The organism is Moraxella bovis, from assembly GCF_002014975.1.
GTDB lineage: Bacteria > Pseudomonadota > Gammaproteobacteria > Pseudomonadales > Moraxellaceae > Moraxella > Moraxella bovis.
Window position 1 is genome coordinate 1 of the sequence record NZ_MUXV01000030.1, and the last position, 22,512, is coordinate 22,512.

At 45.7% G+C, this 22,512-nt stretch carries 21 protein-coding genes; 15 read left to right on the plus strand and 6 right to left on the minus strand.

Annotated features, from left to right (window positions below; genetic code table 11):
* Positions 1 to 23 precede the first annotated feature (23 nt).
* The 4 genes from B0182_RS14310 to trpC all read left to right on the plus strand — a co-directional run bounded on the left by B0182_RS14310 (position 24) and on the right by trpC (position 3,144).
* Positions 24 to 200 carry a hypothetical protein gene (locus B0182_RS14310; protein WP_158079658.1) on the plus strand — a complete coding sequence of 59 codons (177 nt, stop codon included), beginning with the start codon at positions 24 to 26 and terminating at the stop codon, positions 198 to 200.
* A gap of 276 nt (positions 201 to 476) precedes the next feature.
* Positions 477 to 1,100 (plus strand): anthranilate synthase component II, encoded by a 624-nt coding sequence (locus tag B0182_RS07285; protein ID WP_078274287.1) that lies wholly within the window; start codon positions 477 to 479, stop codon positions 1,098 to 1,100.
* A gap of 88 nt (positions 1,101 to 1,188) precedes the next feature.
* Positions 1,189 to 2,250, plus strand: coding sequence for an anthranilate phosphoribosyltransferase (gene trpD / locus B0182_RS07290; RefSeq protein ID WP_078274288.1), 1,062 nt, complete (start codon positions 1,189 to 1,191; stop codon positions 2,248 to 2,250).
* Between the two features lie 75 nt (positions 2,251 to 2,325).
* Positions 2,326 to 3,144 (plus strand): indole-3-glycerol phosphate synthase TrpC, encoded by an 819-nt coding sequence (gene trpC, locus B0182_RS07295; RefSeq protein WP_078274289.1) that lies wholly within the window; start codon positions 2,326 to 2,328, stop codon positions 3,142 to 3,144.
* A 63-nt stretch (positions 3,145 to 3,207) separates the two neighbouring features.
* Here the strand turns inward: trpC and B0182_RS07300 are convergent, their stop codons facing one another.
* On the minus strand, positions 3,208 to 6,174 hold the full coding sequence (locus B0182_RS07300) for an insulinase family protein (protein WP_078274290.1): 2,967 nt from the start codon (positions 6,172 to 6,174) through the stop codon (positions 3,208 to 3,210).
* A gap of 197 nt (positions 6,175 to 6,371) precedes the next feature.
* Between B0182_RS07300 and glmM the strand changes: the two genes are divergently transcribed.
* From glmM to B0182_RS07330, 6 genes are all read left to right on the plus strand, one after another.
* Positions 6,372 to 7,727: a phosphoglucosamine mutase gene (glmM, locus tag B0182_RS07305; protein WP_078274291.1), complete on the plus strand. Its 1,356-nt coding sequence runs from the start codon at positions 6,372 to 6,374 to the stop codon at positions 7,725 to 7,727.
* Positions 7,728 to 7,896: 169 nt separating this feature from the next.
* Positions 7,897 to 8,145 carry a hypothetical protein gene (locus B0182_RS07310; protein WP_078274292.1) on the plus strand — a complete coding sequence of 83 codons (249 nt, stop codon included), beginning with the start codon at positions 7,897 to 7,899 and terminating at the stop codon, positions 8,143 to 8,145.
* Positions 8,142 to 8,513: a hypothetical protein gene (locus B0182_RS07315; RefSeq protein ID WP_078274293.1), complete on the plus strand. Its 372-nt coding sequence runs from the start codon at positions 8,142 to 8,144 to the stop codon at positions 8,511 to 8,513. Before B0182_RS07310 ends, B0182_RS07315 begins: the two co-directional genes overlap by 4 nt.
* 163 nt (positions 8,514 to 8,676) lie before the next feature.
* Positions 8,677 to 8,910 carry a hypothetical protein gene (locus B0182_RS07320; protein WP_115369586.1) on the plus strand — a complete coding sequence of 78 codons (234 nt, stop codon included), beginning with the start codon at positions 8,677 to 8,679 and terminating at the stop codon, positions 8,908 to 8,910.
* A gap of 19 nt (positions 8,911 to 8,929) precedes the next feature.
* Complete coding sequence (gene pdxH, locus B0182_RS07325; RefSeq protein ID WP_078274295.1) at positions 8,930 to 9,583, plus strand: pyridoxamine 5'-phosphate oxidase; 654 nt, start codon at positions 8,930 to 8,932, stop codon at positions 9,581 to 9,583.
* Positions 9,580 to 10,422 carry a metallophosphoesterase gene (locus B0182_RS07330; RefSeq protein WP_078274296.1) on the plus strand — a complete coding sequence of 281 codons (843 nt, stop codon included), beginning with the start codon at positions 9,580 to 9,582 and terminating at the stop codon, positions 10,420 to 10,422. Before pdxH ends, B0182_RS07330 begins: the two co-directional genes overlap by 4 nt.
* Before the next feature lie 2 nt (positions 10,423 to 10,424).
* On the opposite strand, the gene B0182_RS07335 is transcribed toward B0182_RS07330, so the two are convergent.
* Complete coding sequence (locus B0182_RS07335; RefSeq protein ID WP_078274297.1) at positions 10,425 to 11,357, minus strand: DUF2628 domain-containing protein; 933 nt, start codon at positions 11,355 to 11,357, stop codon at positions 10,425 to 10,427.
* Positions 11,358 to 11,426: 69 nt separating this feature from the next.
* Here B0182_RS07335 and trmB point away from each other — a divergent pair, with 69 nt between their 5' ends.
* Positions 11,427 to 12,269 (plus strand): tRNA (guanosine(46)-N7)-methyltransferase TrmB, encoded by an 843-nt coding sequence (gene trmB / locus B0182_RS07340; protein WP_078274298.1) that lies wholly within the window; start codon positions 11,427 to 11,429, stop codon positions 12,267 to 12,269.
* A 1-nt stretch (position 12,270) separates the two neighbouring features.
* Here trmB and mtgA read toward each other — a convergent pair whose 3' ends face one another.
* Entirely contained in the window at positions 12,271 to 12,942 is a 672-nt protein-coding gene (mtgA, locus tag B0182_RS07345) for a monofunctional biosynthetic peptidoglycan transglycosylase (protein WP_228157833.1), read from the minus strand.
* A 159-nt stretch (positions 12,943 to 13,101) separates the two neighbouring features.
* Here mtgA and B0182_RS07350 point away from each other — a divergent pair, with 159 nt between their 5' ends.
* From B0182_RS07350 to B0182_RS07360, 3 genes are all read left to right on the plus strand, one after another.
* Positions 13,102 to 13,512 (plus strand): thioredoxin domain-containing protein, encoded by a 411-nt coding sequence (locus tag B0182_RS07350; RefSeq protein ID WP_078274300.1) that lies wholly within the window; start codon positions 13,102 to 13,104, stop codon positions 13,510 to 13,512.
* A 573-nt stretch (positions 13,513 to 14,085) separates the two neighbouring features.
* Positions 14,086 to 15,846 carry an L-lactate permease gene (locus tag B0182_RS07355; RefSeq protein ID WP_078274301.1) on the plus strand — a complete coding sequence of 587 codons (1,761 nt, stop codon included), beginning with the start codon at positions 14,086 to 14,088 and terminating at the stop codon, positions 15,844 to 15,846.
* Between the two features lie 370 nt (positions 15,847 to 16,216).
* Entirely contained in the window at positions 16,217 to 17,425 is a 1,209-nt protein-coding gene (locus B0182_RS07360; protein WP_029102711.1) for an alpha-hydroxy acid oxidase, read from the plus strand.
* 83 nt (positions 17,426 to 17,508) lie between these two features.
* On the opposite strand, the gene lolD is transcribed toward B0182_RS07360, so the two are convergent.
* Both lolD and B0182_RS07370 read right to left on the minus strand, forming a co-directional pair.
* The gene (lolD, locus tag B0182_RS07365) at positions 17,509 to 18,189 is read right to left on the minus strand and encodes a lipoprotein-releasing ABC transporter ATP-binding protein LolD (protein ID WP_078274302.1); all 681 of its coding nucleotides are present in this window, start codon (positions 18,187 to 18,189) and stop codon (positions 17,509 to 17,511) included.
* Between the two features lie 9 nt (positions 18,190 to 18,198).
* Positions 18,199 to 19,437: a lipoprotein-releasing ABC transporter permease subunit gene (locus B0182_RS07370; RefSeq protein WP_078274303.1), complete on the minus strand. Its 1,239-nt coding sequence runs from the start codon at positions 19,435 to 19,437 to the stop codon at positions 18,199 to 18,201.
* 172 nt (positions 19,438 to 19,609) lie between these two features.
* Here B0182_RS07370 and B0182_RS07375 point away from each other — a divergent pair, with 172 nt between their 5' ends.
* Positions 19,610 to 20,578, plus strand: coding sequence for a hypothetical protein (locus tag B0182_RS07375; protein ID WP_078274304.1), 969 nt, complete (start codon positions 19,610 to 19,612; stop codon positions 20,576 to 20,578).
* A gap of 191 nt (positions 20,579 to 20,769) precedes the next feature.
* Here B0182_RS07375 and B0182_RS07380 read toward each other — a convergent pair whose 3' ends face one another.
* The gene (locus B0182_RS07380) at positions 20,770 to 22,491 is read right to left on the minus strand and encodes an efflux transporter outer membrane subunit (RefSeq protein WP_078274305.1); all 1,722 of its coding nucleotides are present in this window, start codon (positions 22,489 to 22,491) and stop codon (positions 20,770 to 20,772) included.
* Positions 22,492 to 22,512: the final 21 nt, after the last annotated feature.

The following is a 22,512-nucleotide window of genomic DNA, read 5'->3' on the forward strand; positions in this document are numbered from 1 at the left end:
CCTAAGCCACCAAAGGAGTAGTCATGTATGTCTATCCAAGAATAAAGGGCTATGCGATTAATGTGTGCGACCTGCCCCACTATATCAGCCCCTGTGTTAAGCATTATTATGTATTTTGTGCGTTTTGGCATGGGGTGAATTTCATGCCGTATCACGGGCTTTATGAGATTTTGAAGAAATTTTTAGGGAGAATTGAATGACCATACAAAGACGAGTTAGAATTACCGAATTTTGCAAATTATTGGGAAAAACACGCTCAACATTTGACAGATGGCGAAAGAGTGGTAAAATACCGAAAGAAGATGGGCATGACCCTTACCCTTACTGGTTAGAAAACAATGTCAAAACATTCATTGAGCAAAAATAACAAAAAGCACACTCAAACAGGGTGTGCTTTTTGTTTTTGAGTGTAATATTGAGTGTAGTTTTCTAAAATAAGATAAAATATGTAATAAAATCAACAGGATATTTTAAAAATGCTCTTAATGATAGATAACTATTGCAGTTTTACTTACAACATTGTTCAGTATTTTGGCGAGTTAAAGCAGGACATTGTGGTAAAACGCAACAACGAGATTACCATTGATGAGATAACCGCTCTTGCCCCTCAAGCCATTATCCTAGGGCCCGGCCCTTGCACGCCGACCGAGGCGGGGGTTACGGTGCCGATTTTGACGCATTTTGGTGGGCAAATTCCCATTTTGGGCGTGTGCTTGGGTCATCAAGCCATTGGGCAAGCCTTTGGGGGCAATGTCGTGCGAGCAGGCGAGGTCATGCACGGACGATTATCAGACGTGTATCATAAGGATATGGGCGTATTTCATGGCTTGCCAAAACCTGTGTCAGTGGTACGGTATCATTCGCTGGTCATTGACAAAGCCACGTTGCCTGAGTGCCTAGAAATCACCGCTTGGACACAAAATGCAGACAGCTCTATGGGCGAGATTATGGGTGTTCGTCATAAAGAGCTAGACATTGAAGGCGTGCAGTTTCACCCAGAGTCTATTTTAAGCGAGCATGGTTATCAGCTTTTTAACAACTTTTTAAAACGCTGTGGGCTTGCTGTGCTAGATGATGAAACTTTGCCAACGGTGGCGTGATTTTTTATTTAAAAACAGTATTGTAAGGGCAATTTATTCGCCCAAATTCGGTAAAATTATTCGTTTAAAAAAATTTAAAAGGAAATCCATGTTAAAAAATGACCACGACATTCACGCCTTTTTGGTACACACCCTAAACACCCTAATCAATGGCGAAAACCTAAGCGATGACGACACCGCCACGCTCATGACCCTTATCATGACAGGCAAATGCCCCGATGTGCTACTGTCCGCCATTATCACGGCTTGGCGTATCAAGGGCGAGACGGTGGACGAGGTTGCCATTTCTGCTCGTGTTATGCGGTCGTTTGCCAATGCCGTTACTTTGGACGTGGATAATGCGGTGGATATCGTGGGAACGGGCGGAGATGGGGCGAATTTGTTCAACGTATCCACAGCATCCGCCTTTGTGGTGGCGGTCTGTGGCGGTGTGGTCGCCAAGCACGGTAGCACAGGCGTGTCAAGCCGTTCGGGTGCGTCCAATTTGCTCACAAGTGCAGGCGTGAATCTCGCCCTTGACCCAAGCCAAGTTGCCGACTGTGCTAAAAATACAGGGGTGTGCTTTATGTTCGCCCCCAATCATCACCCCGCCATGCGTCATGCCAAGGCGGTGCGTGGAGCGTTGAAGGTGCGGACAATTTTTAATATTCTAGGGCCTTTGACCAACCCTGCGTCTACCCCAAACACCTTGCTTGGGGTGTATGATGTGGCATTGTGCGAAAAGCTCGCTCACGTCATGGGCAAACTTGGCAATCGCCATGTGTGGGTCGTGCATTCTGATGACGGCTTGGACGAGATAAGCCTTGCCACACCCACAACAGTATCGGAATACAAGGACGGTAAGGTAACTACCTTTAAAATTACCCCCACCGATGTCGGCATTGCCATGCAGTCGCTTGACGGCTTGTCGGTTGGCTCGTCTGATGAAAGTTTTGACCTTATCAAATCTGCCCTACAAGGGAAAACCGACTCACGCACCCAAAAGGCGTGTGATATTATCGCTCTAAATGCAGGGGCAAGCCTGTATCTGTCAGGGGTGTCAGACAACTTTAAAGACGGTGTCGCCCTTGCCAAAGAGGCCCTAGCAAGTGGTAAGGCATGGCAAAAAATGCAGGAATTTGTGGCATTTACCCAGACGTTTAACGCCTAAAATAGGATATGTAGGGGCAAATTACAATTCACCCAAATTATATTTTCAAATTTAAAAAATTTTAAAAGGAAAAACATGTCAACCCCCACCATTTTACAAAAAATTGTTGCCACCAAACACCAAGAAATCGCCCAAGCTCGCACCCAAATCAGCCTTGATGAATTAAAACAAAAAGCCAAATCCGCCCCTACTGTGCGTGGTTTTGCCAATGCCCTGCGAGCGGTGGAGCAAGGCAAAATCGGCGTGATTAGCGAGATAAAAAAGGCAAGCCCGTCCAAAGGCGTGATTTGCCAAAATTTTGACCCCATTGCCACCGCCCAAGGCTACGAGTCGGCAGGGGCAACTTGTTTGTCTGTTTTAACCGACCGTGAGTATTTTTTTGGGCATGATGACTATCTTATCCAAGCCAAAAACGCTTGTAATTTGCCTGCCTTGCGTAAAGATTTTATGGTGGACGAGTACCACATTTATGAAAGCCGAACGCTTGGGGCGGATTGTATTTTGCTTATCATGGCATGCCTTGATGATGAGACCGTGACACATTTGCACAAGGTGGCGATAGAGCTTGGCATGGACGTGCTGATTGAGATTCATGATGAAAATGAGCTAGCTCGTGCATTGAAATTGCCCAAATCCACCCACAACATTTATGGCATCAATAACCGCAATCTGAATACCTTTGATGTGGATTTGAACACGTCCATTCGCCTTGCTAAGACCTTGCGTGAAAATGTGGGTGATGACGCACTTATTGTCAGCGAAAGTGGCATTCATGGGGCGGACGATGTACACCTGATGCAGTCGCATGACATTCATCATTTCCTTATCGGTGAGCAATTTATGAAAACGGACAATGCAGGGCTTGCGTTACAAAATTTATTAAAAAGCATATAAATACCACACAAACCAAAACCCCACACCACACGGCATGGGGTTTTTGCTTGACTTAAAACAATCTTAACCAATCTTATGACAATCAAACCCAAGTTCTGCCATTTGACTCTCTTTTTCAAGCGGAGCAAGGCTCGCCTTAACATGAGGCTTGTCTTTTAGATACGTGTGTGCCACTCGTTTTAGGTCGTCTATCGTAACCGCCAACAGCTTGGCTCGTATGGCTTCTTGCATTTCTTTGGTGCGTCCGTGTAGTTCGCTAAAACACGCCTTGACCGCCTCGCCTGCTGGGGACGCAGGTTTGTCCATACCGCCGATAATCCCCAAAATCGCCTCCTCCAACTTATCAGCGTCATGGTCGTTATCAAGTAGCCAGTCAATGCTCTTTTCAAAATGAAGAAAAGTCGCCACGCAGTGCGGGTCTCGGTAGCTATAAAAGCGAAAACTTGCCGAATTGGCATCAAAACTCGCCCCACCGCCATACGCTCCGCCTTTTTCGCGGATTGCCGAATGCAGATAGCCATTTCTTAAAAACGGAGCCAGCACTGTCAAGGCAGGTGTGTCCTCATGCCCCGATGTGGTCGCAGGGTAGGCTGCGGCATTATGATAGACATTGGTGGCGATAAGCCATGCGATGTCTTTATTGTCATCGCTGTTAGAAAGCTCATCAAACGCTAGTAGCGTATCATGTACTACGACAGACGATTTGACAGGCTTATGCGGTGTGTTTAGCACGTCTTTTATCACCGCCTTTAACTCGTCCGCCTTGTCCGACTCACACACCAAAATCACGTCTTTGGGCAGGTTTTGTACTTGCTCATGGATTTGGGCTAGGCGTGCTGATAGCGTTTGCCAAACCGCTTGGTCGGTTTCACTTTGTTTTAAAAATGATTTTAGTGCCGACAGGGCAGGTAAGCCCGAATAACGGTATTCTAACGATGATAATTTGCTCATGCTCCGACTGGCGGTCTGAATGGCGTAGCTGTGTCCGCTTGCTGATAGGCGTGATTGCCAAGACGCTTGTTTTTGCTGTAACAGCTCGCTCATGCGGTCGGTTTCGGTGAAAATGGTGTTGTTTAGCACGTCGCTTACCAGTTCCACCGCCTCAGGCTTACGAGCTAAGGCACGGGTCGCCACTACTAGATAGCTTGTCATCGCCTCCTTATCATGGCGGTCGGTACGCTGTGAAATGCGAGCAGTAACGCCTGATGAAACGGACGCTTGCACCGCTTGGAACGTGCGTGCGTCATACCTATCCGTACCTAGCTCGGACAACAGCCCTAGATATAGGGGCAGCAGCGGATTATTTAAAATGCCTAAATTATCATTTAAATCAAGCACTACTTGATAATAATACAGTCCATTTGTCCCTGCATGATACTCATAAAGTGTACGTTCGTCTTGCCCAATGGTTATCGGCTGTTTGTTGGCGTGGGCGAATTTTATCGCTTTGGGAATGTCATCTAGCCCCACTTTTGGCAAAATATCCACGTCATCTATCATCGCTTGGCGTGTGGCAAGCTCGGCAGACTTTTGGCGAATGAGTGCTTTATCCTCATCGCTTAACGTGGTATTTAGCTTATCCAAACTTGCCTTTTCATCGTCTATCAGGCGTTGGGCTTTGTCCTTGTCAGGCGATAGAGTTAGGCGAACTCGGTGCGGATTGTCAATCAGGTGCGTTTTGATGAGATTTTGCACCCAATTTGGCTCTTTGACCTGCTCCGATAGCCACGACAAATGTTCATCAATCTCCCACATGTCCACAGGATTACCGCCATGCAGTGCCGTACCAAACCCTTCAAGCATGAGTGTCAAGCCATAAGGCATACTGTCGCCCCCGATATGGCGTTGGTCTAGCTCTATCTGATGCAAAATGGTCTGTATGGTCTCATTATCAATGGGGTTTTCTGCCACAGAACGAAGTAGCTCCAAAATGCCGTTTTCCACGTCATCGGCAAGCTCACGCTCCGAACCACGCACGCCTGCATAAAACGCCATTTCATAATGACTGTCGTCCAAGCCCAGTAGCGGACTTGCGGACGTGCCAAGTGGCGAGCTGTCAAGATACGCTCTTAGGGGCGAGCCTGCGTGTTCTATCAGCACGCCCTCCATGAGGCGAAGTGCCAGACGCTGTTTGGGGTCGGTAATGCTTGGTAGTAGCCACGCCAACACGTTATGGGTCATTTTCTCGCCACTCACGTCAGCGGTATAAGTGTCATAGACTTGCACAGGCTCATTTAGGCGAGTCTCGGTCATGGAGACGAACTGTTTGCCACGAGACGGCTTTTCAGCATCATCAAAACGCACTAGGGCATCATCGTGCAGGCGTGCTTGAATGTCCGCCACGTCAATGTCGCCAAAACTCATGATAATGGCGTTAGATGGGTGATAATGAGTCTTGTGAAAATTGACCAAATCAGCATGGGTCAGCTTCACAATCTCTTTTGGGTCGCCCCCTGAGTTATAATGATAAGTCGTGGTCGGATACAGGTGTGGTGCCAAAGCATAGTAAAGCTGGTCAATCTCGCCACTCATCGCCCCTTTCATCTCATTAAAGACAATGCCGTGATATTCAGGTCGCCCCTGCTTGTCAAGCTCCAAACGAATGCCTTCTTGGGCAAAATCTAACTCGTGAATGTTGGGGAAAAACACCGCATCAAGATAGACGGATAATAGGTTAAAATAATCGTTTTTGTTTTGACTGGCAAAGGGGTACACCGTCCAATCACTTGCCGTCATGGCGTTCATAAAGGTCTGCAATGACCGCTTAATCATGCTAAAAAACGGGTCTCGTACAGGGTATTTTTGTGAACCGCACAAGACAACGTGTTCTAGAATATGAGCTTCGCCCCGAGAAGTCATGGGCTGGGTGGCAAAGCCAATCATCAAGGCGTTTTCGTCATTATCACATGCCAGATGATAATGAGTTGCCCCTGTGGCAGTATGCTCGCAAAGTAGCACCGTGATATCAAGGGCTTCTATGTGGTGCTTAGATTTTAGGGTAAAGGCAGGGTGTGGGTTAAGATTTGTCATGAATGGTTCCGTGATGAAAAAATGCTATATTGTGGCAAAAATTTGCAATTTAAACAAGGCTTTTGTAAATTTTGATAAAAATTCTTGTTTTTATGATTAACTTTTATACTACTGAAAAAGTATTGAATTAGAGAATAATTTGGCGGTATACTTAGGATTATTTTTTCTTATCATTTTAATTTTAAAAGGCAATCATCATGAGCTACTTTGGCACAGACGGCATTCGTGGGGCATTTGGACAATTTCCCATTACCCCTGATTTTCTATTAAGATTGGGCTATGCCGCAGGGCAGGTTTTGACCGCCCAAAACATCACAGGCAGACGACCCAGCGTGGTTATCGGTAAAGACACCCGTCTGTCGGGCTATGTCATTGAATCCGCCTTGCAAGCAGGATTTAACTCGGCAGGCGTGGACGTACACCTACTCGGGCCTTTGCCAACACCTGCCATTGCTCATTTGGCAAGAAGTTTTCACGCCGACATGGGCGTGGTCATCTCGGCGAGCCACAACCCTTATGGCGACAATGGCGTAAAGTTTTTCTCAGGCGAAGGCAAAAAAATCTCAGACGAAACCCAATCCGCCATTAACGCCAAATTGGACGAGATGATACATGGCGACACGCTTTCACGCCTTGAACACTACCCCACCGAGCTTGGCAAAAGCTACCGCATTGATGACGCTAAGGGGCGTTATATTGAGTACTGCAAAGGCTCATTCCCCTACCAATACGACCTGCGTGGGCTAACCATTGTGGTGGACTGTGCCAACGGAGCAGGGTACAGCGTTGCCCCACGGGTTTTGCGTGAACTTGGAGCAAGTGTCATCGCCCACGCCAACACGCCAAACGGTACAAATATTAATGCGGGCTGCGGTTCAACCCACCCCGAAGCCTTGCAACGCCTAGTGCTAGAACACAAAGCCGATTTGGGCATTGCCCTAGACGGAGACGGCGACCGCATTGTGATGGTGGATGAAAACGGGCAAATTTTGGACGGCGACAGCATTTTATACATCCTTGCCAATGGAGCGGACGAAAAGCCTGCTGGCGTGGTCGGTACGCTGATGAGCAACATGGCACTTGAAAACTTACTTAAAAATCAAGGCACCCACTTTATCCGTGCCAAAGTGGGCGACCGCTACGTCATGCAAGAGCTAGAAAAACACGGCTACACCATTGGCGGAGAGTCATCGGGGCATATTCTTTGCCTTGATAAATCCCGCACGGGCGATGCCATTGTAGCAGGCTTGCAGGTGCTGGCGGTTTTGGTCAAAAAAGGCGGTAAACTCTCCGATTTAACAAAGGATTACACCCCATATCCCCAAACGCTCATCAACGTCCGCCTAGCCAAAATGAGCGACCCTTATGACAATGACGAGCTAAAATCCACCTTCGCCCAAGCCGAGAGCGAGCTTGGCAGTACAGGGCGACTACTAATCCGTAAATCAGGCACCGAGCCTGTGATTCGGGTCATGGTTGAAGCCCAAGATGGCGATACGGCACAAACATTGGCAACGTCATTGGCGGATAAGGTAAAGGCGGTGTTGGGGTGATTTTAAATCATAGATAATTTAAAATGAGTGTGTGGGGTGAATTGAATTTACCTTATGGTAAATTTAACATTTGGGCGAATAAATTGCCCCTACATATCCAATTTTAAAATCTATATTTAAAAATACCCTTAATAAAAATATCATTTTAATATTTAAAAGAGAAAAACCCATGATATTAGACCTACCCCCAACCACCATAGAGCTGATTACCGCCAAAGCCGAGCAAGCAGGTATGACGGTTGATGAATTGCTTATCTCTACTTTTACCAAAGATGATGAAGACGCTTATTATGATTGGTTTTATCAACATCATTTTGATATTGAGAAATTGGATAAATCAATCAAAAGCGGTTCTACCCCTATACCCCATTTTGACAGCGTAGAACAGCTGGCAGATTGGCTGGGCGGTGCAAGATGAAAGTGAAAACAAGTCTTGCCTTTGACGAACAACTTGCCCTACTTTCACACGCAGACCGCATAAAAATCGCTCTATTTATCCAACAAATTCAACAACACGGCTTGCGTGGTCTGCAAGGTCGTAATAAATCCTCCGCCCCAACCAATCCCCACACCAAAAAAGAGCGAGCCAATTTTGATTATGCCCAAAAACATTGTTTGTGGCATTATCATATAGGCATTCCTGAATATGTGGGCGATGATGGCGATATGACGAGCGAATGTATTCTGCATTATCAACGCTTTGATGATGAAATTGTACTGGTGGATATTAGTACACATCCGCCTTTTGAATTACCAAGTCAAGATAAATTAAAACAGTTGCAATAAAGGTTGTTAAATGAAAATTTTTGTCATAATAGGAATTTTATTGGCGGTATGAGCAAATGCCAATGTTGATAGCGCCAATCAAAATACAGAACATTTTATTGATAATGAATGCACGAAAGCGATTTTTGCGATGTCTGATGCAATTTTGTATGGCAGAATGTGCATGTTTTATGATGATAATTCCTTAGGTCTTGAGAGTATCTTATTTAATATAAAAACAGTAAATAAGACAACTGAACAAGCAAAGGCTGTTTGTCCTGCAACTTTATCTGGGGCTGAATACGATTTGATAGAGCAACATAGCCCCAATTGGCATTTACATCAAGTTAATCCAACACAAATTACCGAATATCCTAAAGCGATAGAATTTTGCAAAACTTATAAAACAAACCATTAAATCAAAAAAGGTAACTTCTATGGGAATTGATTTTAGTGCCAGCCGTCTGTCCTACGAAAAAGACGAACTCATTGAAAAAAACATTGGCGACACCCCTTATCCATTGCTCCAAAAATGGATGAGCGAAGCCCTAGCTGAACAAATCGGCGAAGCCTATGCCTTTTCGCTTGCCACTTGTGGGGCGGATAGGCGTCCATCGGTGCGAACGCTACTCATGCGTGAGATTGTGCCTGTGGGCGATGACATGGAAATGATTTTTTATACCAATTATGACAGCGACAAGGGGCAGGATTTGGCGGACAATCCCTTTGCCGAAGCCTTGTTTTTTTGGCATACGCTAGAACGTCAAGTGCGAGCGTCTGGGCGTGTGGTAAAATTATCCACTCAAAAATCAGAAGCCTACTACCATTCCCGCCCCAAAGACAGCCAGCTGGCGGCGTGGGTCAGTCGCCCCCAAAGTGGCGTGGTAGAGAGCCGTGAAGTCATGGAGAGCGATTTTGCCAAATTATCCGAGCAGTTTGGCGAGCATATCCCCAAGCCTGAGTTTTGGGGCGGATATTGCCTATTGGTGGATAAAATAGAATTCTGGCAAGGGCGAGCCAACCGTATGCACGACCGCATTGTCTATCGCAAAGGCGAAAACGGTTGGGAGAGAGAGCGGATATTGCCATGATATTTTTTAACAAATATAAAAAAGCGATAATAAGAATACTCATCGCTTTATTGATGATAGTTGCCATTATTATTTATAGCAATTTATTAAAAGTGGTGGATTATAAATTTGATAATATCGGCTATCAAAGTGATAAGGCATTAAATATCGCCCTAATTACCGATTTGCACGCTTGTTATTATGGCGATAATCAAAAATGGCTGATAGATGGTTTAAAACAAAAACAGCCTGACGTGATATTATTGGGCGGGGATATTTATGATGATAAAATGCCTTTTGATAATGCTGATGAATTATTGAGCCAATTACCCGATATTGCCCCAACCTATTATGTGGACGGCAATCATGAAAATTGGCTAAGTCAGCCGGATTATAATAAAGTTATGGGTAAAATTCACACTCATGGTGTATCAATCATTCATGGCAAAAGTATATCCGTGCCAAACACCAATGTCGTCATTCATGGCATATCTGACCCAGACGGCGGAGCGTTTGATAAGGATTTAAAAACAGTAACGGATAATTTAAATAATGATACTAAAAATCACGTCCATATTTTATTAACCCACCGCCCCGAGCATATTGACACGTATCTTAATTATCCTTTTGATATCATCATGGCAGGTCATGCTCATGGCGGACAATGGCGAGTGCCATTCGTTATCAATGGCGTGTACGCTCCCAATCAAGGGCTATTCCCCAAATATGCAGGCGGACTTTATGAATTTGCCAATGACAATAACACCAAATTTATCGTGAGCCGTGGCTTGGCACGAGAAAGCACGAGAGTGCCACGTCTGTTTAACCGTCCTGAATTAGTGTTTGTGAGTTTGGAGTGAAGCTACCCCACACAACGTTTTGGTGTTTGTTTTTTATTTAGCGATGTCTGACACCGCCACGAATTATCATCTATTTGATGATAAATTGCCAAATGCCGACCGTTTAAATACCGCACCGGATAACTTGCCCCTGATACCGTTGCCACCACCGCACAATCGGTCTTGGCATAGGGCAGGCTTGCCACCACTTCCACGCTCACCCTTTGGTTGTCGGTAGTAACGGGCAGACCCACAGGGCAGTTACCTGTTTGCTCATAGATGAGCTCCACTCGCTTGGCAATGGCATTGGTACTGCGATAACTCTCAAAAATCACTGCCTGCTCTTTTTGCATGGCGATAATCGGCACAAATTGCAATACAATAATCGCAAGCAACGTCCCAAACATGGCAAACGCCACGCCAAGCCCCACCACACTGACCCCGCCATGCTCTGCCAGATATGCCTTTTGAGCGTTCTTGTCAGTAGGGTATAGCTCCACGGCATCGGCAATCTCACGCCGTGCCATGCGATAATAATACGCGTCCGCCCAGCGTGCCACCATGCCCGACCAAAACAGCCACACCGCCCCAGCTATCATGAGCCGTGTGTACATCTGATAGTCATCAGGCAGTTTACCCACAAATAAAAATTCACACACCGCCAAAATGATGACGATGTTGAGCTTAATAAACGACCACCCTGCCACACAATACACCACGCAGTCTAGATAACGCTTGCGGTATAACAGCCAGCCAAACGTGGTGAGAAACGCCGACCAGTTCCAGCGAGCATGCAGTTTGCCTGCCTTATCAAATTGCCCAAACCGCTTTAAATAATAGCTTTGCGAGCGTGTGCCAATAAACCACTTGTCAAGCTGAATCCGCTCTTTGTCGGATAAGTGGGGCAAATAAAATGGAGGCGGAGTCGTGTCTTCTAAAAATGGCAAACGAAACATAAATTTTGTACTTAACCCATGAATGCTTTATAATAGGCACTATTTTACGCCTTTTTTAGGTAATATACCATGACTAACCCAGACCAATCCACCCCAAAAGCCCCCCTTGCCCCTGTTGGGGGCGACCGCCAAAGCCCTGACATCTCTCGGGATACCATCAGCCAAGAAATCCAAAACCTAGCTCGCACGCCCACCGAATACAGCCACGCCATCGCCACCTTTATGAGACGGCGAACGCACCTGAGCCAGTATGCTGAGACCGCCCTGACCGACCCTGCCTTTGCTCCGTACATCATCAATCATGGTAAGGATTTGGGCAGATTGGGCGATGTATCTAACATCACCGATTTGCGGGTGTTTTTTAAGGATACACCAAATGGCGAGAACGCCCCTTTGACCTTAGAAATCGGCTTTGGCATGGGCGACAGCTTGGTAGAAATGGCACAAGCCGAGCCAGCTCGTAACTTTGTCGGCATAGAAGTCCACGAACCAGGCATTGGGCGTACTGCTTATCTATCTCATGAATTGGAACTGACTAATTTAAAGGTGCTAAATGGCGATGCGATTGCCTTATTAAACAATTTACCTAGTGAGCATTTGGACACGGTACAGCTTTATTTTCCCGACCCGTGGCAAAAAAAGCGACATTACAAACGCCGTTTTGTAACGACCGACCGCATGACCTTGGTGGCAGACAAACTAAAAACGGGCGGGATTTTTCACAGTGCGACCGATTGGGAGCATTATGCCTTGTGGATGCTTGAAGTGCTAGATAACATGAGCGAGTTTGAAAATATGGCAGGCAAAGGCAACTTTTCGCCACGTCCTGATTTTCGCCCTGCCACCAAATTCGAAAAACGTGGGGCGGATTATGGACGTGCGTCTTGGGATTTGCTATATCAAAAGGTGTAACTTAAGGCAATACCGCACTGGGCATACGCTTCATGATAATCCGCTTTTTGTTTTGTAGGCGACGGTTATTGAGATTTTTTTGGTAATATTTGGGATTGGGGAGCATGCTGATGAGCAATGCCGACTGCTCACGGCTTAGGTTTTTGGCAGATTTGCCATAATAATGCCGTGCCGCCGCCTCAATGCCATAAATGCCCTCGCCAAATTCCGCCACGTTCAGATACACCTCTAAAATCCGCTGTTTGTCCCACATCTGCTCCATCATCACCGTGATAATCGCCTCTTCGCCCTTACGGATATAGGAGCGGTGCGATGTCAAAAACAGATTTTTGGCAAGCTGTTGGCTGATGGTCGAGCCGCCCATTGACACCGCCCCGCCTGCTTCGTTTGCTTTAATGGCGCGCTCAATGCCTTCCATGTCAAAGCCATTATGCGTGGCAAATTTGGCATCTTCGCTCGCCACCACCGCCTGTTTGACCGCTTTGGCGATATCATCATAATCTACCCATACCTGCACAACCTCGCCCCCTGATAGGCGATGAGCAACCATAAACATGGAGTTACCGACAGGGGCGACTTTCCACACGCCAAGCATGGCGGCGATGAGCAGGTGAAAGCTGATTACCAACACCAAGAGTGGAGCTATCACCCATCGCCACAGCCATGCCACCAGTCGCCGTCTTTTGGGTTTGGGGGGTGTTTGTGAGTCGGGACTGGGCTGAGACGGCGTATTTGTGGTTTTTTTAAACATAAAATAAAATAAACTTGGGGTGTATTTGCTATAATAAAAGCCCTATTTTACACGATTTTTTGCTATGGGGCATTTATTTTTATGAATAATATTAATTTTATCAAATACTTACAAAAATTAACAAACGACCGCTTCGCCCTAACTTGCCTGGCTCATAACGAATACCGCACGTTTCATGCCCTACTATTGGCGACATTTACAGGCTTAGACAGCCAGCAAATCATCCACACATCCAATCCTACCACAGATTGGTATCTTTTAGGCACGGATGGCTGTCATCTGTGCCACACCAGCCACGCCCTACTGACCCAAGCCCGAGCTATACATCCACGCATGCCTGCCATTCATGTGCTTGACCTTGCCGACAGCGAAGAGCTGATAGACCATCTGGGCACGCTCATTCCCATTCTTATCACCCCCACCCGCCTACTATGCTATCCGTTTGGGATTATGGATATTGTTCATCTTTTATCAAATAATCATCACGGATAAGCACGCCAAAATCGTACATCACACCGATTTTTATAAAATATTTTTATCAATTTTTAAAATTTATCGAAAAAAAAACAATAAAAATGTGATGATTGGTTAAAATCTGTTAGGGCGTACCCATCTTTGGTATTTGCAATGAAAAATGCTTGTTTAAAAAAGCAGGGGAATCGCCCGTTTTTCAAGGAAAAACTTGAGGCTGTGAGTCTTCTATCAGACAAGTTTTTGACTTCGAGCCACAAGATTTAGCCATTTTTCATGCAAAAATTGGTTAAAATTGTCAAATTCTCATCTTATTTTATAAAAATGTTATCAAGGGTAGGTACGCCCTATTTATTTTTAATAAATTTTTGAGTAAAATACCACTTTGGCTCATTATTTAGCTAATGAGATTTATTGCTAATAACCATTTTTATATTGTGGTATTTGCTAAATTTTACCAAAAATAGGGCTTTGTGATGTATCAATCATCACAAACGATTGTTATTTTGTATGACCCAACAATTTTAATGGATTTTTAAAATTGAAATCATAACACAAATGGGCATACAGTCTTTGTTGGACAAAGGAGTGTATATGCTGACCTTTTTGGCATTATTACCAATTTTAATTGTTTTTACCTTATTGGTCGTCATGCGACTACCCGCCAAAATTGCCATGCCTGTGGCGTATTTTGCAACAGCTTTGCTGTCATTATTTGTATGGCAAACCGCTGGCAATCAAGTTGCCGCTGCAACCATTCATGGCGTATTAACCGCCGCCAACGTCCTATTCATCGTCTTTGCTGCGGTGCTACTGCTTAATACCCTAAAAGAGAGCGGAGCCATTGTCGCCATCCGCCAAGGCTTTATGGGTATCTCGCCTGACCGTCGTGTACAGATGATTATTGTGGCATGGCTGTTTGGCTCACTCATTGAAGGCTCCACAGGTTGGGGTACGCCATCAGCAGTGGGAGCTCCCCTACTGCTGGCACTCGGCTTTCCTGCAATGGCGTGTGTCATGGCAATTCTTATCATTCAGTCCGCTCCTGTCTCCTATGGAGCAGTAGGTACGCCCATTCTTATCGGCGTGAACTCGGGGCTTGAAAATAAAGAAGATGTAACCGCTGCCATTAGTCAGCAGGGCATTGCCTTTAATGATTACATCATCCAAATCGGGGCAAACGTTGCCTTTGTGCATTCAGTGGTGGGTTTTTTGATTCCGCTGATTTTGTGCTGTTTCTTGACCAAATTCTTTGGGGTAAAACGCTCGTTTCGCCAAGGTTTTGAAGCCGCTCCTTTTGCCATTTTTGCCGGTCTGTGCTTTGTCATCCCTTACTATTTGACCGCCAAATTTGTCGGACCCGAACTACCTTCTTTGGTCGGAGCCGTGGTCGGTCTTGCTATTGTCGTGCCAGCTGCCAAAATGGGCTTTTTGACCCCCAAAAACACCTTTGACTTTGAAAGCCGTGATAAATGGGAAGAAGAATGGAGGGGCACCTTAGCCGCCACCAACATTGATGTGAATGAAAAAGCCAAATTCTCTGTGGTTAAAGCATTCTCGCCTTATCTGCTGGTCATCGGTATTCTAATCGCCACTCGTACCATCAAGCCATTAAAAGATTGGCTAAGCAGTAATGCGGTTATCACATTTAGCAATATCCTAGACACCAGTATCACCAACAAAACACAGCTACTGTACTCGCCTGCGACCGTGCTGCTGCTTGTCTCCATCATTTGCATCTTTTTGTTTGGCATGAAAGGCGACACCGTCAAAAAAAGTTGGTCAGCCTCTGGCAAAACCATGATAGCCGCCGCCCCTGCCCTACTGTTCTCAATTCCGATGGTGCAGGTATTCATCAACTCTGGCACGCCTGCTGATGTTGCCGAGCCGATTCTTGCCATGCCAAAAGTACTGGCGGCAGGTGCTGCTGATGTATTTGCAAATATGTGGCCACTCGTGTCGCCTTGGATTGGGGCATTGGGGGCGTTCATTGCAGGGTCAAACACCGTCTCTAACATGATGTTTAGCCATTTTCAGTGGAGCACTGCCACTCAGATTGACCTAGGTGCTAATGACGCCGCCAAAGTCGTCGCCCTGCAAGCCGTGGGCGGTGCCGCTGGTAACATGATTAGCGTGCATAACGTTGTCGCTGCCTGTGCGGTGGTCGGACTGGTGAACCGTGAAGGCTTGGTTATTCGTAAGACACTCATCGCCATGAGTTATTATGTAATACAAGCAGGTCTGGTGGGCATGGCGTTCATCTTTAACCCTGTATGGTGGATTGCAGCAGCATTGTGGGCGATTGCCTTCTTTGCCATCATGACTGTTATCAGCAAAAAGAGTGAGCGAACTTAAGTATGATTTTAACAAAAGGGGTTTTATAGGGCGTGTTAAACATTGGTATTTGCAATGAAAAATAAGAAAAATCGCACGTTTTTCAAGGAAAAAACAAAGGCTGTGAGTTTTCTATCAGACAAGTTTTTATTATGAAAAACAATCCGACCGCTTAATTTTAAGAGATTAAGTTTTAAAAATCTTAAAAATCTACATGATTAAGTGGTCGGATAGCCATTTTTCATGCAAAAATTGATTGATATTGTCAAATTCCCATCTTGTTTTATAAAATGTTATCAATGTTCAACATGCCCTAATCCCTTTTGTTATTTTTTATAAATTATTGTAAAATACACCCCATTTTCAAAACTTTAAAAACTAAGGCTGTTTTATGGCAGATTTAAGTAAAATCACCGAAATCGAAGACCTACGCCGTATTGCCGAGCGTAAAGTACCCCGCATGTTCTATGACTATGTGGACTCAGGCTCGTGGACACAGACCACTTATCGCAATAACGAAACCGACTTTGACCGCATCAAGCTACGCCAACGTGTACTCGTTGACATGGAAGGTCGTTCGCTTGCCACACAGATGATAGGGCAAGACGTGCATATGCCGGTGGCAATCGCCCCGACAGGCTTTACAGGCATGATGTGGGCAGACGGTGAGATTCACGCGGCTCGTGCTGCTGAGAAATTTGGCATTCCCTTTTCGCTCTCGACGATGAGTATTTGCTCTATTGAAGATGTCGCAGAGAACACCACCAAGCCATTTTGGTTTCAGCTGTATGTCATGCGTGATAAAAAATTCATGGAAAATCTGATTCGCCGTGCCAAAGAAGCCAAATGCTCTGCCCTTATCCTAACAGCTGATTTACAGGTGCTAGGACAACGCCACAAAGACATCAAAAATGGTCTGTCTGCACCCCCTAAGCCTACCCTAACCAACATCATCAATCTGATGACCAAACCTGAATGGTGCTTTAATATGCTTGGCACCAAACGCCATACCTTTCGCAACATTGTCGGTCATGCCGAAGGGGTGGGCGATTTGTCTAGCCTATCATCTTGGACGGCAGAGCAGTTTGACCCGAGCCTTAATTGGGACGATGTCGCTCGTATCAAAGAGCTGTGGGGTGGCCCGCTCATCATCAAAGGCATCATGGAGCCCGAAGACGCCATTTTGGCTGCCAAATCAGGAGCGGACGCCATGGTCATCTCCAACCACGGCGGTCGTCAGCTAGACGGAGCCCCAAGCTCTATCGCTAGCCTTGCCGACTGTGTGCAAGCGGTACAAGCAGAAAACTCAAAATGCGAAATCTGGCTAGACAGTGGTATCCGCTCAGGTCAAGACGTGCTAAAAGCCATCGCACTAGGAGCAAAAGGCACGATGATAGGTCGCTCATTCCTATATGGTCTGGGGGCGTATGGCGAAGATGGCGTTCGCCGTGCCTTAGAGATCATCTACAAAGAGTGCGACATCACGATGGCGTTCTGCGGTCATACCAACATCAGCACCGTTAATGAAGACATCTTTGTCAAAGGCACTTACGAGAATCTCAAAGCCAGTAACCCCCATGTTACGCCAATTCGTTGGTAAAAATACAAAACCATGTCTTAGGGCGTGGTTTTTTACTGATGCATTTACCTATGGCAAGCTCATACAGTTCATTGAATCATCCATCAAAACTGCGCCCACGTCCCACTTTTCATGTGTAGTACCCTATCAGCTCGTGCCGCCAATGTCCTGTCATGCGTGACCATGAGTAGTGCCATGCCAAGCGTGTCTTGTAGCTCTGAGAGTAGCTCAAACACCGCCAAAGCATTATCATCATCTAGGTTGCCCGTTGGCTCATCAGCCAACACCAAACTCGGGCGTGTTACCAACGCACGGGCAATCGCCACACGCTGACGCTCACCGCCTGACAACTCGCTTGGGCGGTGGTGGGTGCGATGCGACAGACCGACACGGTCTAGTAGTTCATTTGCCCTATCTTTTGCTTCGTTAATACTGACATCAACACGCATGAGCAGGGGCATGGCAACATTTTCGGTGGCGCTAAACTCCGCCAGTAGATGATGAAATTGATAAATAAAACCCAAATGCTCATTACGCATCTGTCCACGTGCCGTCTCATTTAAATGATTTAGGCACACGCCTTTGAGCCATACTTCGCCCTCAGTTGGTGTATCAAGCCCTCCCAATAAGTGCAACAGCGTACTTTTGCCCGAACCGCTACTACCAACGATGGCAACACGTTCGCCTTGATGAACGGTTAAATCAAGCCCTGTCAGTACAGATGTTTGAATTTTGCCTTCGTCATAGATTTTGCTGATATTTTTTGCCTCTAAAATAATACTCATCTAATTTCCTTATTCATAACGCAAGGTTTGGGCGGGCTGAATTTTTGACGCACGCAAAGCAGGATAAATGGTCATGACAAATGACAATAAAAATGACGCGGATGTGATAAGCAGTACATCGCTTAGCTTTACTTGTGATGGCAAATAATTGACAAAATACGCATCAAACAAATGTAGTCCAAAGAAATTATTAATAAAACCTAAAATATCACTCACCGTCAAAGCAAAAGTTATGCCCAATATCGTCCCTGCTATCGTACCAATCACGCCAATAATCATGCCTTGCACCATAAAGACTTGCATGATAAGCTTAGGACTTGCCCCAAAGGTCTTTAAAATCGCGATGTCAGATTTTTTATCCGTCACAAGCATTACAAGGCTAGACACGATATTAAAAGCCGCCACCACAATGATTAAAAAAAGCAGTAGTCCCACCATGGCTTTTTCCATTTGAATGGCGGAGAACAGATTGCCGTGCGTGCTTGTCCAGTCATTAGCAATCAAACGCTCAGGAGCAATGTTCTGTGCTTTTAGTGCCGCTTGGGGGGCTTTAAAAATATCATTCATTTTTAGGCGAATGCCCTGAGCTCCCTCGGGCAGACGCAGTAGAACGCCTGCATCACGCATGGCAACATACGCCATAGTGCTGTCAATCTCAGGGCTGATGCTAAACGTCCCCACAAGGGTAAAACGCTTAAATCTAGGAACAACACCCGCCACCGATACTGATGCTTCGGGCATTACCAAGGTTACCTTATCGCCTATCATCAGCCCCATAGATTGCACCATGCTCTCACCCAAGACAATACCAAACTCCCCCGCCCTTAATACATGGATGTCGCCTTGCACCATATGTTCGCCAATGATGGACACTTTGGTTTCATACTCAGGCTCAATGCCTGTTACCATAATACCCGCCACCTGTCCGTGAGCGGTCAGCATGCCTTGCAATCCGATAAATGGAGCAGTTGCCACGACATTTTTGTCATTCTCTTCAATCTTTTTGGCAAGTGTTTGCCAATCAGGCATAATCTCATAAGAGCTGACATTTGCCTGTGACACCATGCCCAAAATGCGGGTTTTTAACTCCCTATCAAAGCCATTCATCACCGACAAAACAGTAATAAGCACCGCCACACCAAGGGTTAGCCCAATCATTGAGATGAGTGAGATAAAGGAGATAAAGCCATTTTTACGCTCAGCTCGGGTGTATCTTAGCCCGATAAATAAAGCAAGGGGACGAAACATAAATGGGGATTGCCTTTTGAAATTTGACGCCATAGTTTACACCATTTTGGCATGCTTTTGGGGATTTTGTCGTTCATGATGATAAATTTTATCCAAATCAGTAGGATAAGATGACTTGATTTTTTAAAATTCCCCCTTATAAAGATGGGGTATTTATTCATACGGAACTCCCATGAGCATTCGCTACGACTACAAGCATGAAGTACCACCCCAAAAGATAGACTTGCCTTGCGACAAAAATGCAGGACATGGCGATCATTGGGCGATGTTAACTAATAACATTGCCGATGACGTGCCAGATTGGCTCCAAGCCATGTTGGAGACCGCCACTCTGCCTACTGGTTTGACCGTGGGGCGTACTGATCATAAGACCCTTTTACTCGGACAAGACACCCCTTGTCACATCAAGCAAATTCTTACCATGGATAACGGCAAACCCACCGCTTTTATCAACGCCTACCCTGCGGTGCATAGCCCTTATGGGGTAAACTGTCAGATTGAGCGAGTGATTCGCTGTGAGCGTACCGCTGACGCCATTTTACGCCTTCGAACCACCGATGGCACGACCATCTACGCCTTTGACCAGCTCTACGCCATCAATCGCCACGAGTACAAAACCCCAAAAAATTACTTTGCTAATTTTAGTGCATGGGCGTACAACATTGAACCAAGTAACAAAGATGAGACGCTACTGGTCAAAAACCCAAAAGCCATTCGCTATCATCGTGCCTTTAATGACATCGTGGCGGATAATGGTGGCATAGTGCCTGATGACATTGATGAGCAAATAAAAACATGGACACCCAAAGACGGCGATGAAAACACACTTCTTACTCCGGTGGAGATTAACTTTGGGGAGAGCTGTATTTATCTGTTTGGCGACACCTTCGGGCAAGAAGATGAAGCATGGTGCCAAGGTCAGGTGCTGGGCATAAGCTGTACTGAATTTTTTGGCATACCCATCACGCTCTTTGATGTGGCAATTTTACGTGAACCCAATGCCGAGGCCTTTGTGGTGCGTATCGCTGCCGTCAGCAATGAGCAAAACCGTCAGATTCAAGTGCAAGACTACATTCAAGCAAACATCTGGCTACAAGTGGCAATCTATGCCGAGAACCAACAAAGGCAATCTCACATCTAGCGATATTGATGGCGTATTTGCCAAGCCCTACCCATCATCTTGACCATAATTTTCACGTATTATGTCAATAACTATCTATGTCAAGCCACAATTTTAAAAGCCATGTTTAAACAACACCTTTTGCTCATCACTTAACTTTATGAAAAAAGTCCGCAACCCAACACAGATTGCGGACTTTTTTGATGACAAAATCAAGGGGTTACTTGCACAGGCTCACTATCATCAGCAGGTTTGATGATGGCTGATCCCGATGGGTTAGTGGCAGGCATACTGGTCACCTGTGCGTCGTTGGTCGTAGGCTCTGTCGCCACCCCACCCACATTGGATGGTTCCACCACACTGATATTATTAGGCTCAGGCTGTACAAGCTCTGGGCTGGTGGCAGTATTAGCACCTTTAATTTGGGCATTTGCCAACTGCTCAGCGGTAGCAAGACTTGCTGTCTGCATGGCTTCACGCTGTTTATTAAAGTTTGTAATCTGCTCAGCCGAGAGTGTCGCTCCCCCACCTAATACTTGATAAAGCTCAATCTGACTTAGAATTTTTTGTAATTCCAAATTCAAAATGCTTTGCTGATTGGCAAAAAGCGAACGCTCAGCATCTAGCACATTAAGATAATTATCAAGCCCCGAGCGAAAACGTGCATGGGCAATGTTATAGGTTTCTTGATAATTTTTTTGTAGGCGATACTGTGAATTTAGCTGATGTTCCATGGTGGCACGGGTAGCAAGCACATCAGAGACTTCTTTAAATGCCGTTTGAATGGTTTTTTCATAATTCACCAAGGCTTGCTTTTGACCGATTTGTGCGACTTCATAATTAGCACGTCTGTATCCTGCATCAAAAATTGGCAAGCTAATAGATGGACCCGCTGACCAACTAAATGCCCCTGATTTGAATAAATCCCCCAAATCAGTGGAGCCATAGCCGATGTTGCTTGACAGTCTAATGCTGGGAAAATAGGCAGCACGAGCCACATTGATGTTCGCTCCTGCTGCTTTTAGGCGATGTTCAGCTTGGACGATGTCAGGACGGTAGTATAACAGCTCACTGGGCAGACCCGTACTAAATAGACTTTGCGTGGTGATGTTATTTACGCCTAAATCAGGCAATAGCTCCACAGGTATCGGGGTTCCCAATAATAACTGCAAGGCATTTTTTGTTTTTAAGATATTGGCATCCGCCTGATAGACTGCCAATTTGGCAGATTCTAGCGACGCTTCGGCTTGTAGACTGGTTGATTTGGCATCAATGCCCGCCTCAAAACGCTTATTGTTAATGAACAGTGAATGTTCACGGGTTTTTAACGTTTCTAGGGCAAGCTGACGTTGTGCCATGGCATAGCTAAGATTGACATAGCCTTGGGCGATTGCTGAGATGATAGAAATTTGAGCGGCGTCTTTGGCGGAATTTTGTGCCAAATAGTCATGTAGTGCTGCTTCTTTGGCACTAGCAACCCGACCCCACAAATCAAGCTCATAACTTGACAGGGCAAGTCCAACATTATAATTGGTGCTAGGATTTCTATCACGAGCATCCACCCCACGAGTTGCCCCGCCCGATACGCCAATATTGGGGTAGGCATTGGCATTGGTGATCTGATACTGAGCCCTGGCACTTTGCACCGCCAAGATGGCTGATTGTAAGTCTTTATTGTGAGTCAGACCCATTTCAATCAAGGCCTTTAATTTGGGGTCGGCATAAAAATCTTGCCAACGCATGCCTGCCAAACTTGGTGCCTCAGGCGTGCTGATGGTTGTGTTAACATCAAGCACTTTATAAGGCAACTCTACAGGCACTTTTGGCTGAGCCAGTACACTTTGTGATTTTTGGGGAATGGTACTACACGCAGTCATGAACAAGGCAAGCGTGCTTAGCATGAACACACGTGATGTTTTTATGTTATTTTTCATAATATCTCTCTTTAACCAAAT